This window comes from Arcticibacter svalbardensis MN12-7, assembly GCF_000403135.1.
In the GTDB taxonomy this organism is placed as follows: Bacteria; Bacteroidota; Bacteroidia; order Sphingobacteriales; family Sphingobacteriaceae; genus Arcticibacter; species Arcticibacter svalbardensis.
This window is the reverse complement of record NZ_AQPN01000022.1, coordinates 41178-53900: the sequence shown is the minus strand read 5'-3', so window position 1 is coordinate 53900 and position 12723 is coordinate 41178. Positions and strand designations below refer to the sequence as shown.

Annotated in this window: 13 protein-coding genes; 4 read left to right on the top strand and 9 right to left on the bottom strand. The window is 37.3% G+C overall.

The window, feature by feature from the left end; genetic code table 11:
- Positions 1-426 (bottom strand): hypothetical protein (locus ADIARSV_RS02980; RefSeq protein ID WP_040298913.1); only part of this gene is annotated, 426 nt, incomplete at its 3' end.
- Between the two features lie 147 nt (positions 427-573).
- Between ADIARSV_RS02980 and ADIARSV_RS02975 the strand changes: the two genes are divergently transcribed.
- From ADIARSV_RS02975 to ADIARSV_RS02965, 3 genes are all read left to right on the top strand, one after another.
- Positions 574-954, top strand: a complete 381-nt coding sequence (locus ADIARSV_RS02975; RefSeq protein WP_016193882.1) for a DUF423 domain-containing protein — start codon at positions 574-576, stop codon at positions 952-954.
- Positions 954-3434, top strand: a complete 2481-nt coding sequence (priA, locus tag ADIARSV_RS02970) for a replication restart helicase PriA (protein ID WP_016193881.1) — start codon at positions 954-956, stop codon at positions 3432-3434. The genes ADIARSV_RS02975 and priA overlap by 1 nt, the downstream gene beginning before the upstream one ends.
- A 93-nt stretch (positions 3435-3527) precedes the next feature.
- Positions 3528-4187 (top strand): protein-L-isoaspartate(D-aspartate) O-methyltransferase, encoded by a 660-nt coding sequence (locus tag ADIARSV_RS02965; protein WP_016193880.1) that lies wholly within the window; start codon positions 3528-3530, stop codon positions 4185-4187.
- Positions 4188-4200: 13 nt separating this feature from the next.
- Here ADIARSV_RS02965 and smpB read toward each other — a convergent pair whose 3' ends face one another.
- The 8 genes from smpB to ADIARSV_RS02930 all read right to left on the bottom strand — a co-directional run bounded on the left by smpB (position 4201) and on the right by ADIARSV_RS02930 (position 11706).
- Positions 4201-4647, bottom strand: coding sequence for an SsrA-binding protein SmpB (gene smpB / locus ADIARSV_RS02960; RefSeq protein ID WP_016193879.1), 447 nt, complete (start codon positions 4645-4647; stop codon positions 4201-4203).
- Between the two features lie 28 nt (positions 4648-4675).
- Positions 4676-5332 carry a metal-dependent transcriptional regulator gene (locus ADIARSV_RS02955; protein ID WP_016193878.1) on the bottom strand — a complete coding sequence of 219 codons (657 nt, stop codon included), beginning with the start codon at positions 5330-5332 and terminating at the stop codon, positions 4676-4678.
- 20 nt (positions 5333-5352) lie between these two features.
- On the bottom strand, positions 5353-7584 hold the full coding sequence (locus ADIARSV_RS02950) for a cation:proton antiporter (RefSeq protein WP_016193877.1): 2232 nt from the start codon (positions 7582-7584) through the stop codon (positions 5353-5355).
- A gap of 154 nt (positions 7585-7738) precedes the next feature.
- Complete coding sequence (locus ADIARSV_RS02945) at positions 7739-8212, bottom strand: ribonuclease H-like YkuK family protein (RefSeq protein ID WP_016193876.1); 474 nt, start codon at positions 8210-8212, stop codon at positions 7739-7741.
- Between the two features lie 181 nt (positions 8213-8393).
- On the bottom strand, positions 8394-9074 hold the full coding sequence (locus ADIARSV_RS02940) for an ATP-binding cassette domain-containing protein (RefSeq protein ID WP_016193875.1): 681 nt from the start codon (positions 9072-9074) through the stop codon (positions 8394-8396).
- A complete protein-coding gene (locus ADIARSV_RS21410) occupies positions 9071-9355 on the bottom strand; it encodes a hypothetical protein (protein WP_152439751.1) in 285 nt (94 codons plus the stop codon). The genes ADIARSV_RS02940 and ADIARSV_RS21410 overlap by 4 nt, the downstream gene beginning before the upstream one ends.
- A 98-nt stretch (positions 9356-9453) precedes the next feature.
- Complete coding sequence (locus ADIARSV_RS02935) at positions 9454-11190, bottom strand: phospho-sugar mutase (protein WP_016193874.1); 1737 nt, start codon at positions 11188-11190, stop codon at positions 9454-9456.
- Between the two features lie 120 nt (positions 11191-11310).
- Positions 11311-11706 (bottom strand): hypothetical protein, encoded by a 396-nt coding sequence (locus tag ADIARSV_RS02930; protein WP_016193873.1) that lies wholly within the window; start codon positions 11704-11706, stop codon positions 11311-11313.
- A 305-nt stretch (positions 11707-12011) separates the two neighbouring features.
- Here ADIARSV_RS02930 and ADIARSV_RS02925 point away from each other — a divergent pair, with 305 nt between their 5' ends.
- Positions 12012-12722 (top strand): DUF92 domain-containing protein, encoded by a 711-nt coding sequence (locus ADIARSV_RS02925; RefSeq protein ID WP_040298910.1) that lies wholly within the window; start codon positions 12012-12014, stop codon positions 12720-12722.
- Position 12723: the final 1 nt, after the last annotated feature.

Below are 12723 nucleotides of genomic sequence, written 5' to 3'. Positions count from 1 at the left end.
GCTATATTTAACCCCTGTGCAGCCTTTCAATAAAAGCTCCGCTTCTTCCTGATTTACCGATTCATTCATCCCCATTGAAAACAGATAATCCAGCGAATCCGTATGCATCTTATGAAAAGAGATGAAAATTTTCTGACCCTTAATTTCCTCTGCTATAAGTGGTTGCTTAAGTAGCATTGCCCGCAGTTGAGAGATCTCAACACTCTGTTTTTCTCCAATCAATTCATCAAAAAGATCATAATCTTTTATGATGTCATAGAAGTAGTCATCATTGCTGAAGTTGACAATCAGTGTGGCGTCCGAAGGAATATATTTTAATACTTTTGTATTGTTATTTGAATTACCTGTTAGCTCTGAGAAATATTTTACCGCAATAACTGCGATAGCGATTAACAAAACAGAACTTAGAATTATTATTTTCTTCATCGTTTGCTTACAAACTTAGATAATTTTGCCTTTAACTGGATAAGAAAAAGCTTTTGATTTTATCAAAAAATTAGAATAAAATTAAAGCTTGTATAAATTTACAAGAGGATTAAAACAGGATGACTACATTAGCACTTTAGATCATTTATGAACAGAAAAATTATCATAACAGCCTGTATTTTCGGAATCATCGCTGTGATATCAGGAGCCTTTGGAGCGCATGGATTAAAACAACTAATTGCACCTTCTGATCTTGAAAACTGGAAAACAGCTGTTAACTATCACTTTTATCATACCCTGGTGCTACTTTTTTTATCCGTAGTACCACTTAAGAGCAAGTATACCAATCTTTCCTATTACACTTTTTTATTGGGAATAATCTTTTTTTCCGGATCCTTATATCTTCTGGCTACCCGCTCTATAACAGGTCTTCCTGTCAGTGTACTGGGTCCCATCACTCCATTAGGCGGATTAATGTTTATACTAGGTTGGGTGTTTTTATTACTGGCTGCAATTAAAAATAAATAATGCTTGAATTTAATGAAGCCCCCGGCGAACATAGAACCTTTTTTATAGAAGTAATACTACCACTTTCTATTTCCCGAACATATACCTATCGGGTACCGCAGTCGTTTAATCAACAAATTGAAGTAGGAAAACGTGCTGTGGTTCAATTTGGTAAAAGTAGAATTTACACCTCTATCATCTATTCTATCTCAGAAAAAGCTCCTTCTTTGTACGAAGCCAAGTATATTATAGATATCCTGGATGATACACCGATAGTAAATGAAAAGCAAATAAAACTTTGGGAATGGATTGCCTCTTATTATATGTGTACAATCGGGGAGGTGATGCAAGCGGCTTTACCTTCTGCCTTAAAATTAGCCAGCGAAACCAGGGTCATCCTGTTGAAAGACGCTGAATACGATAAAGCTGATTTAAACGACAAAGAATTCTTGATAATTGATGCCCTGGAGATCCAGCCTGAGCTCAAGGTAAATGAAATTGTTAAACTCTTAGGTCAGAAGTCTGTTTTTAAACTTTTAAAGTCTCTGTTTGACAAAGGAATTATCCATATATCCGAGGAAGTAATTGAACGGTATAAACCCCGGATGAAATCATTTTATCGTTTAAATCCTTTTTATCAGGACGATGCAAACAGAAAGGCTTTATTTGCCGTCTTGGAACGCAGTCCAAAACAGCTGGATGCTTTCCTCGCCTTTACTAAGTTAAGCCGTTCCAATCCGGCTGTTCTCAAAAAGGAGATCATGGAAGAATGTGGTTGTAGTGCCGCCATTATAAAAACGCTCGTTGATAAAGAAATTCTGATTCAGGACAGTATAGCCGTAAGCCGCCTGCCTGAAGGAGATACTGACATAGATGAACATTTTCTTTTAAGTCCTAAACAAGAAGTGGCTTATGAAGAATTACATACTCAATTTACTCATAAAGAAGTCGTATTGCTTTATGGAGTCACATCTTCCGGTAAAACCCAGCTGTATGTACGCCTCATTGAAGAAAATCTTAAGCAAGGGAAACAAGTGTTATACCTCCTTCCTGAAATAGCACTAACCACACAGATTGTAGAAAGACTCAAGAAATTCTTCGGAAATGCCATTGGAATCTATCATTCCAGAATGGGCGATAATGAGCGTGCAGAAGTATGGTCAAAGGTATTAAAGAACGAGTACACTATTATTCTTGGGGCACGATCAGCTGTTTTTCTGCCCTTTTCGAACCTGGGTTTAATCGTTATCGACGAGGAACATGAAACCTCCTATAAACAGCAGGATCCTGCTCCCCGTTATCACGCACGAGATACCGCTATCTACCTGGCACATCTTCATCAGGCTAAAGTGCTGCTTGGATCCGCAACGCCTTCCCTCGAAAGTTTTTATAATTCAAAAACCGGAAAATATGGTTTTGTTCAGCTCTCTGAGCGTTATGGAGAAGCAGGGCTGCCTGAAATCCAAGTGGTCAGTATTGGTGATGAAACGAATAAAAAGACTATCCAGAATAACTTTACGAGTGTTTTAATTGATGCCATCAGGGAAAATCTGGAGAAAAAAGAACAGGTAATCTTATTTCAGAATAGAAGAGGATATACACCTATGTCTATCTGTCGCACCTGTGGCTATATATCAAAATGTATCCATTGCGATGTTAGTTTAAATTATCATAAAAGTACGCATCAACTGCACTGTCATTATTGTGGCTATAAGCAGGATATTTTATCTGTTTGTCCTGCATGTGGTTCGGTTCATATCGAGCCCAAAGGGTTTGGTACCGAAAAGATTGAAGACGACTTGAAATATATTTTTCCCGATGCCCGTATCGCTAGAATGGACCTCGATACCACGAGGGCAAAACACAGCTTCCAGCATATATTGACAGAGTTTGAAGACCAGAAAATTGATATCCTGGTAGGTACGCAAATTGTTGCTAAAGGTCTTGACTTTAGTCATGTAACCCTAATCGGGGTAATCAATGCCGATAGCTTATTAAACTTTCCTGACTTCAGGGCTTTCGAAAAAAGCTTCCAGATGTTATCCCAGGTAGGAGGAAGAGCAGGTCGCCGTGATAAAGCCGGAAAGGTTATCATTCAGGCCTACGATGTAAGACACCGGGTTATTGACCAGGTAATTCATCATAACTATGAAGGCCTTTTTAAAACAGAAATTCAGGAAAGGCAGAACTTTAAATATCCGCCCATTTACAGGATGATCCGTCTTGATATTAAACATAAGGATCAGGCTGTATTAAATAACGCTTCACAACGTTTTGCATCAGCCATTAAGAAAGATCTGGGAAGTCGTGTACTCGGTCCTGAAGATCCGATGATCACCCGCATCCGTAACCTTTATATCAAAACTATTTATGTCAAGATTGAGCGGAATGGAATTCCTGTTTCAAAAGTCAAAGACTATCTCAAGACCGCATTAATTGGTTTTGAAGCGGATAAATTAAATAAAGGAACTTTTATCCAGGTTGACGTTGATCCGTATTAAAGACAATTTTATAAACCTGATTCCTACACTGCTACCATGATCCCGTCTGAAAATAGCGCTTTTTTATAGAAATAAGCTTATTTTTGAAAAAGGATGGCTTACAAGTTTGTTGATAATTACAGAGAACAGGGTGCTCGGAAAAAGTTAGTGAATCTGCTTAAAGAAGAAAGAAAGATTGAAGACACTAACTTATTAGATGCAATAGGCAAAGTTCCAAGGCATTATTTCTTTGATGAGACGTTTTGGAGTCAATCCTATCGTGACATCGCTTTTCCAATAGGAGAGGGCCAAACCATTTCTCAGCCCTATACCGTAGCCTATCAAACTCAATTACTTCATGTCAGCGAAGGGGATAAAGTATTGGAAATCGGAACAGGATCTGGTTATCAAACTTGCGTCTTATTAGAGCTGGGAGCTTCTGTATATACCATCGAGCGACAGGAAAAACTGTATCACAGAGCAAAATTATTCCTCAGTAAAATGGGCTATCATCCTAATTTTTTCCTGGGTGACGGATCAAAGGGCATTCCCGAACACGCACCATACGATAAAATCCTGGTTACTGCCGGAGCTCCATTTGTTCCCGAAATTATGCTCAAACAACTCCGTATTGGAGGTACATTGGTTATCCCTGTAGGCGATGAAAAGAGTCAGAAAATGATTACCATAATTCGCGTTAACGAAAATGACTATGAAAGAATCGAGCTGGATACTTTCCGTTTCGTTCCCCTGGTAGGCGATCAGGCCTGGTAATCAATCACCAAAACTATTGTTTCATCGCTCTGTTCAATTCAATCTTACTCTCTCTGTCCTTAATGGTATCCCGCTTGTCGAACGTCTTTTTACCCTGAGCCAGACCAATTTCAAGCTTAGCAAAACCACGTTCACTAATAAATAAAGCAAGTGGAACAATGGTATAGCCCTTTTCTTCGCTTTTATCCTTCAGCTTCTTAAATTCCTTTTTCGTTAGTAATAACACCCTGTCACGCTTTGATTCATGATTATAGAACGACCCATGCGAATACTCGGCAATGTGCATGTTTCGTATAAATAGTTGATTATTGCCCAGGAAAGCACAAAAAGCATCATTGATATTGGCCTTACCCTCTCTTACTGACTTAATTTCAGTACCCAGAAACTGGATTCCAGCTACAAACTTATCGAGTATATTATATTCAAAGTATGCTTTTTTATTTCGGATATTAACGTTCATTTTGTTTTGTGGTTGTTATGTAGACGTGTCAAACAATCATTATGTTTTCCGCAAACTTTTGCGAAACAGTATTTAATTGATTATCAATGAGAATTTCTATAGTCCCATCATAACCTTGCCTGGATAAAACCTTTATCGGCGTGTTTAGCTTTAAGTTCAACTGACTTACATATTGCAAAAAAGCCGGTGTATTATCCCTAACAGCTACCATTTTACAGGTATAACCCGGTTCAACTTCGGCAAGTGACTTACGGGACAATGGTTTAATAATTCCTTTTGAATCCGGTATAGCATCTCCATGAGGATCAAATTCAGGGTACCCAAGAAAATTATCTAGTTTGTCAATCAGCTTTGCTGAATGAATATGTTCAAGCTGTTCGGCCACTTCATGCACTTCATCCCAACTGAAATCAAGCTTTTGAAACAAGAAAGTCTCCCATAACCGGTGTTTCCTTAATATTTCCAAAGCATTTACTCTACCCTCTTCTGACAAAGTAATTTTACCATACTTTTCATAATCGATCAGACCCTTCTCTTTCAACTTCCTTAACATGTCTGTTGCCGTAGCAGGCTTCACACACATATAAGAAGCTAATTGATTCGTTCCCGCCTCATTATTGTGCTCTGTCTCATACGTAATATGGAACAGCGCTTTAATATAATTCTCTTCTGTAAAAGAAAGCATGTTACAAAAATACAAAAACCTTAGCCTTTTAAAAGTTCTACAATTTTTTTACGGTTTCCTACTATCCATACGATGTCTCCGGCTAACAAGGTAAGGGTGGAGTCCGGATTTAAGATCCGTTCATTAAGGCGCTCAATTCCAACAATTAAACCTTGTGTTTTCTCCCTAACACCTGAATTTCGAATGGTTTGATTACATACCGGAGACTTCGAAGTAAGTACTATTTTTTGAAGTTCCAAGTCTTTTTTAGACGATTGAATAGTCTCATTGTACTGATCAGAAACCTCAAGTTGTGCCTTTAGAGCAGCAATCTGATCATCTGTGCCAATCACCGTCAACTGATCATTGGGGTAAATGCGCTCATTTCCTGAAGGTGTTGCAATAAACAGATTTCCTCTTTCTATAAGCGCAATATTTACGCCATGTCTTTCTCTGATTGCTAATTCAATCAAGCTTTTACCGACCAATTCTGATTCAGGCGAAACAATGAGTTCGGTTAAATGGGCATCCCAAGGGACGAGATTGGGACGTGTTTTATCCATACTATTTTCCCTGTCGTTTAAGTTAAGCAGAAATCGGTTTTCCAGCCTTCCGTAAAATACCTGAAGCTTTTTTGAAAAGATGAATACCACCACTAAAATAGTGAGGATCGCAATAATAATAGCAAGGTTAGTATCCAGAACAATGGTTAATAAGAATACAAGGTATACAATTGCTAATGACACCCGTAATACTTCCAAAGCAACCAGCGGCCCTCGACTATACTTTTTATTTAGCCACAAATGCGCATAAGCTCTTTTTTCAATCCTTCTTAATGCAAATGCCCATAGAAATGGAGCCATCAGTATAAAGGAAATGATTATGGTCAAGCCAGTACCTTTAATTCCATTTGTTATGTTAGTGATTATAAAAGGATGCAGATAATGCTGAACCACATACAAAATAGCTATTAAAATGACAGAGTGAATAAGGAAATTTGTGAAATATGATTTTAAAAGAATCTTCCAGTCACTCGTTTCCGAAATCCCTTGTGTGCTGGAACTATATTTATTCAAAGTAGTGATCCATTTTGTAGGAAGGATCCGCTCCAGGTACTCTGCAAAAGGCCCTGATGCTTTAATCATATAAGGTGTTGTAAACGTTGTAATGGCAGATACCGCAACAGCAACAGGATAAAGAAAAGAGCTGGTTACATTTAATGTTAATCCTAAAGTGGCAATGATAAAGGAGAATTCCCCTATTTGAGCCAGGCTCATACCTGACTGAAGGGAAGTTCTTAAGGTTTGTCCGGATAACAGTGCTCCAATCAACACACTGATCGGTTTACCAAAAATGGAGACCATAGTCAGGATGACAATAGGAATGGCATAATTAATCAATACAGAGGGGTCAATTAACATTCCGACGGAAACAAAAAATACCGCAGCAAAAAGATCTTTGACCGATTTAGTAATATGCTCAATTCTTTCGGCCATAGTAGTTTCAGCTAATATAGAGCCCATTATAAAGGCACCAAGGGCAGGAGAGAAGCCAACTTGTACGGCCAGCATCACCATCAGCAGACACAGTGCGATAGATACAATCAGCATCGTCTCATCATTCATCAACTTATGTGTCTTTTTAAGAAATGTTGGGATCAGAAATATTCCCCCTATAAACCATAGGATTAGAAAAAAACCAAATTTTAAAATAGAAAATAGCATTTCTGAGCCTTCAAACTCTCTACTCACAGCCATAGTTGAAAGTACCACCAAAAGCAATATGGCTACCAGATCTTCAATAATCAGTACACCGAAGACAAGGTTGACAAACTTTTTATGCTTGATTCCAAGTTCATCAACAGCCCTTATAATAATTGTCGTGGAGGAAATGGCTAACATACCACCCAGAAAGATGCTGTCCATTGTAGACCAACCCAGCAACATACCTGCTGTATATCCTAAAGAAAACATGATACTCACTTCTGTAATTCCAGTTACCGAAGCTGCCCCTCCAACTTTCGCTAATTTCTTGAAACTGAATTCTAGTCCAAGGCTAAATAATAAAAAGATCACACCAATTTCTGCCCATGTAGAAATACTAGCTTCATCACTTACAGAGGGAAAAAAATTAAAATGAGGCCCTACCAATAAGCCAGCAATGATATAGCCTAATACAAGAGGTTGTTTAATCTTCTTAAAAAGGAGTGTTGTAAATGCCGCAGCGGCAAGAATTAATCCGAGATCGGTTACAAGCTGTGGAAGATGGATCATAGACGATTTTTCAGGTCAAAAGGTTGCCCTTTCAGAAATGAAAAAAGCGATAAGAAAAATAAAGCGTATAAAAATCCCCAACCCTGCATATTGCTAATATACAAAATTAGCGTTAAACCTCTAATTGGGCATTAACCCAATCTGAGTTTTTAATTTAATGTACCATTTTATTTGCACAGGCAGAACTGGCAAATGCTTCAGGTTTGGCTTTAAACACGAATCCCATACTGAGTATGTATCCCATCGCATCATGAAGAGCCTGGTTTGACTTAAACATCGGATTTGTATTGATATCCGCATGTACTTCCAGATCGACATGATACAGGTCCAGCAAGTCGCATAGTGAATAAGCTACCTCAATAGACTTCTGCACCTCTGTTAACATGCGTTCTTTGATACTCATCTTAATGGAACTGCGGTCCTGATGGATGAACATGAATGCTCCCTTCTTTTCCCGAATGAATACGATTACTGTGGCATAATCCGTAACAGGTCCTTTCACCTGCGAATCTGTGCCAATACACACTTTTAATTTGTTTCCTTGTCTATACTCTCTTTCAATTGCGTTTTCCACTGCCTCATGTATAGAACTAGGGATAATTTCTCCACTAAATTTTTTCCAGGTCATGATTTTACGATTACATATATGAAAGAACAAAAACTTAAAAAGCAATTGTTGATCCTGATATAAAGGTAGTTAAAAGGAGATACACAATAGGTTTAATTTTTGTTAACATATTAACAAACTAATCTTGATCAGGATTCGGCATTAAGGATCGGAAAAACAGTAAAGACGCTATCATTCAATATTAAGGGTGCTGTGTCCTTTCAGATGTTGCAGGTAGATACCCATAATCTATTAATTCACTGAACTCTTTGATCACTCTGGTATTTCCACTATCCATTAAAATAACCGTTGATGATATATCTAATACATTTTTATAATCATGATCAGTAATGATGAAGCCCTTATTTTTTGAATGTTCTTTAATTAGCTCTTTAATGATTTCAATATGTAATGGAGAACTCCCATTAAACGGTTCATCAAGCAATACATATTTTACATTGGAATGAACCACTAGCAATATCTCCATTATTCTTTTTTCACCTCCTGATAACTGATTCACTTTCTTTTGCAAAAAAGGTATGATTAAATCATTCCCCATTATCAGGGCAGCATTTTTTGTATCACAAAAACAGCGGATGATATTTTTGATCTTAACATGGTTAGGCAGGAAATTGTCTTGAGCTAAATAGTGAATTAGTTTTCTCTTTTGATATAGTGAATCTATCTTTCTATCATCGACTTTAATGAATTTATTATCGGCACTTAAAGACCCGAAAATTATCTTTAATAAGGTAGACTTTCCCGATCCATTTCTTCCTAAGAGGGCAATAATCTGCCCGGGCTTACAAGAGATGAAAATATCATTGAGGATTTGTTTATCTCCAAATCGTTTTCTAATGCTATCAACGTGTAGTTCGCTCATATCAGCATAAATAACATTCCTATAATTGTGCTAATAACCAGTGTGTTCGTCCATAAAATAAACTTACTAAGGCCTATGTTGTAATAGAAGTAGTATTCATTGGGGTTTCTAAGTTCATAAGTAAGGTAATGGAATGTTGGAGTTAAAAATATATAGGAAACTCCTATACCAACTAGAAAATGGCTTGCTGCTGTCATTAAACAGGATAGCGCAATTGAAACGACTAATGAAGGGATAATGAGTTTTATATAAAAAAGCCATAGACCATAAACTATACGCATCCTTTACTATTTTAAAAAGCCCAATATAGATAATAAAAAAGAGGTTGATCAATTTTAAAATAGATACAACCTCTTTTTTATGTTAATGATTAGCGAGCCTAAACTCCCAGATCACTCATAATAGCATCAACCTTCACCTCAAGCTCCTGGCTTTTTTGCTCATATGCTAATTTATCCTGTAAAGGTGTTTTAACGCTGCAATAGAACTTAATCTTAGGCTCTGTACCAGATGGACGGGCAGAAATAATACTGCCATCCTGAGTCACAAATTGCAACACGTCTGATGTAGGAAGATCAATAGGAGTTTTTATTCCTGTTATCAAGTCCGTTTGAACACTAAGTTCATAATCTTTCAAGGTAATTACATTTGAACCACCCAAAGAAGTAGGAGGAGTATTACGGAACCGCTCCATCATAGCCTTGATCTCTTCGGCGCCGGTTTTACCCTTCTTGGTTACCGAAACTAATTTTTCCTTATACAGGCCATATTGTAAATACATATCCAATAAGGCATTGTATAAACTGCTGCCATTGTTTTTATAAAAAGCAGTCATTTCAGCAATAAATGCAGCAGAAACCACGGCATCTTTATCCCTAACCAGGTCGCCGATCAGATACCCATAACTTTCCTCACCTCCACCAATGAAAACCTTCTCGTCTTTAAAACGGGTAATGAGTTCACCAATATATTTGAATCCGGTTAAGGTATTGTAACACTCTACATTTTTAGCTTTTGCTATCTCATCGATTAAATAAGAGGTAACAATCGTTTTAACAATGTATTCCTTACCGGTGAACAGGCCTTTTTGAGCCCATGCAGTCAAAAGATAATTGATCAATAAACTTCCGGTCTGATTTCCATTCAATAGAATGAACTCTCCATCATTATTTTTAATAGCAATCCCAATCCGATCCGCATCAGGATCAGTAGCCATAATCAAATCCGCATCCACTTCTGCACCTTTTTCCAGCGCAAGCGTTAATGCTTCTTTTTCTTCTGGATTCGGATAAATTACAGTTGGGAAATTACCATCTGGTTTAACTTGTTTTTCAACCAGGTGCACATTGGTAAAACCGAATAGGGCTAAAGCCTTTGGAATTAATGTAATTCCTGTCCCATGAATAGGAGAATATACGATTTTAAGATCCCGTTGTTTTGCGATAGCATCCGGAGATATGCTCAGCTTAATAATTTTGCTCAAGTAAAGCTCATCCATTTCTTCTCCCAGAAGTTCAAGATGTCCCGGCAGAGGCATGAATTTTACATCATCTATGCTTTTTATGGCAGAAACTTCTGTCATCACATCGGTATCTGCAGGACTCACAAACTGTCCACCGTCATAACCATATGCTTTATAGCCATTGTACTCTTTTGGATTATGAGATGCCGTTAACATCACCCCACTTTTACATCCCAGTTCCCTTATAGCAAAAGATAGCTCAGGAGTAGGACGTAATTCCTGAAAGAAATAAACATAGATGCCATTAGCAGCAAACACGTCAGCCGTAATTTCAGCAAAGAAAGCAGAATTGTTTCTGCAGTCATGTGCAATGGCGACTTTAATCTGCTCTTCTGGATATGTTTTTTTAAGAAAATTAGCTAAACCCTGTGTTGCCGAGCCAATCGTATATTTGTTTATACGGTTTGACCCTGGTCCCATTAGTCCACGCAGACCACCTGTTCCGAATTCAAGATCTTTGTAAAAAGAATCCGTTAATTCGGTAAAAGACTTTTCATCTAATAAGGTTTGAATCTGTTGTTTCGTTTCATTATCATAGCTTCCCTGAAGCCACTCATTAATTTTGTTTAGAACAGATGGCTCTAATTCCTGCATAATTAAAAGATTTAAGTATTTCTAGTTTATAATACATTGTACGCGTATACTAGCACAAGGTAAAATTAAACTAGTTGTTTTACAAAGCAAACACTTAAACGATAAAAAGCACAAATAATATTAATGAGTAATGATTTTTATTGAAGAAAGAGAATCCAGGGAATGTTTAATATCCATCATGTGATGATGAAGCATAGTCTGTAACTTAATATCGCTGGATATATTAGAGAGCGCAGAATCATACTTACGCAGGGTCTGTTTACCTTTTTGCATACCCCAACGCATCAAAGCCTGACTATCATGCTTAACAATGGTATTTTTAAACGCTTCCCATGCAGCCGGATCTGGACACTGTGGAAAGTTGAGTTCATTTAACCGGCAATTTGACCGAAGTAAATACGAACGGATTCCAACAATATGTTCCCCTCTCATCCATAAATATTTGGCAAAAGATGATTTTAATGAAGGAACCTTCACAAGATCAATAGCCTGATCATAAAATCTGGTTTCATTCAAACTGTGAATTAATAAATGCCTTAGATTTATAATTAAGATATCATCCATATGATTTCGATGGTTTAAAATGGTTCTACATAATGCTATTGTAACGTAAGGCCGATCTTATTATTTTATAAAACTTTTAATTGCCTTATTTTGGTTTTGATCTTTTGCAAGATAAAATATTTTTAGCTGCTTAATGAACCTAATTGCTTGATTTAATGCTTTGTATTAAAATTGTTACCCGTTTTAAGTACTTTTCAATCTTCTTATACAGGTGATACAAAAACTATTATGTCCCTGTTAAGGCTTACCTTTAATTGATGAAACCGGACTATTTTCTTTTAATTTCCATATTGATGCTGGGGATGTATTTTAGTGTATCCACTAAAAAGCTGACCGTTGGAGCATCATTAACCGGAGGTATAATTGGGTTGCTCCTGTTTGCAGGAATCGGATATGGGGGCTTGCTTACGATGGCATCATTTTTTATTATAGCCGTTATTGCCACTGCCTGGAAACTCAAAGAAAAAGTTTTGGCAGGCCTTTCCGAAACGAATAAAGGCAGAAGATCAGCCTTTCAGGTACTCGCAAATGCAGGAGTACCGGCTTTTATTGCAATCTTTGCCTTTTTTTATCCATCTAATCAGTTCATGTGGGAGGTGATGTTAGCCTCTTCATTCGCTGCTGCAACGTCTGATACGGTATCCTCCGAACTTGGTAACGTCTACGGTAAAAATTATTATCATATCATTACCTGGAAAAAAGATCTTAGAGGCGAAAATGGTGTGGTGAGTCTGGAAGGAACCCTAGCCGGAATTGCAGGTAGTACATTTATTTCGCTGATTTATGCTGTATGCTTTGGTTTTTCAGCCTATGTCTTCTTGATTTTAATAGCGGGATTTTTAGGAAACATAGTGGATTCTATATTAGGGGCAACTCTGGAACGTAGATTTATACTCAATAATAACATGGTAAATTTTCTGAATACGCTCTTTGCAGCCTTAATAGCAGGGGTATTCTTATATAATTAAG

Coding starts and splice junctions, on each gene's coding strand:
- ADIARSV_RS02935 (WP_016193874.1), bottom strand. CDS start 11,190: ATGCAGGAATTAGAGCCATCTGTTCTAAACAAAATTAATGAGTGGCTT.
- ADIARSV_RS02950 (WP_016193877.1), bottom strand. CDS start 7,584: ATGATCCATCTTCCACAGCTTGTAACCGATCTCGGATTAATTCTTGCC.
- ADIARSV_RS02965 (WP_016193880.1), top strand. CDS start 3,528: ATGGCTTACAAGTTTGTTGATAATTACAGAGAACAGGGTGCTCGGAAA.
- ADIARSV_RS02925 (WP_040298910.1), top strand. CDS start 12,012: ATGAAACCGGACTATTTTCTTTTAATTTCCATATTGATGCTGGGGATG.
- ADIARSV_RS02945 (WP_016193876.1), bottom strand. CDS start 8,212: ATGACCTGGAAAAAATTTAGTGGAGAAATTATCCCTAGTTCTATACAT.
- priA (WP_016193881.1), top strand. CDS start 954: ATGCTTGAATTTAATGAAGCCCCCGGCGAACATAGAACCTTTTTTATA.
- ADIARSV_RS02975 (WP_016193882.1), top strand. CDS start 574: ATGAACAGAAAAATTATCATAACAGCCTGTATTTTCGGAATCATCGCT.
- ADIARSV_RS02940 (WP_016193875.1), bottom strand. CDS start 9,074: ATGAGCGAACTACACGTTGATAGCATTAGAAAACGATTTGGAGATAAA.
- ADIARSV_RS21410 (WP_152439751.1), bottom strand. CDS start 9,355: ATGCGTATAGTTTATGGTCTATGGCTTTTTTATATAAAACTCATTATC.
- smpB (WP_016193879.1), bottom strand. CDS start 4,647: ATGAACGTTAATATCCGAAATAAAAAAGCATACTTTGAATATAATATA.
- ADIARSV_RS02955 (WP_016193878.1), bottom strand. CDS start 5,332: ATGCTTTCTTTTACAGAAGAGAATTATATTAAAGCGCTGTTCCATATT.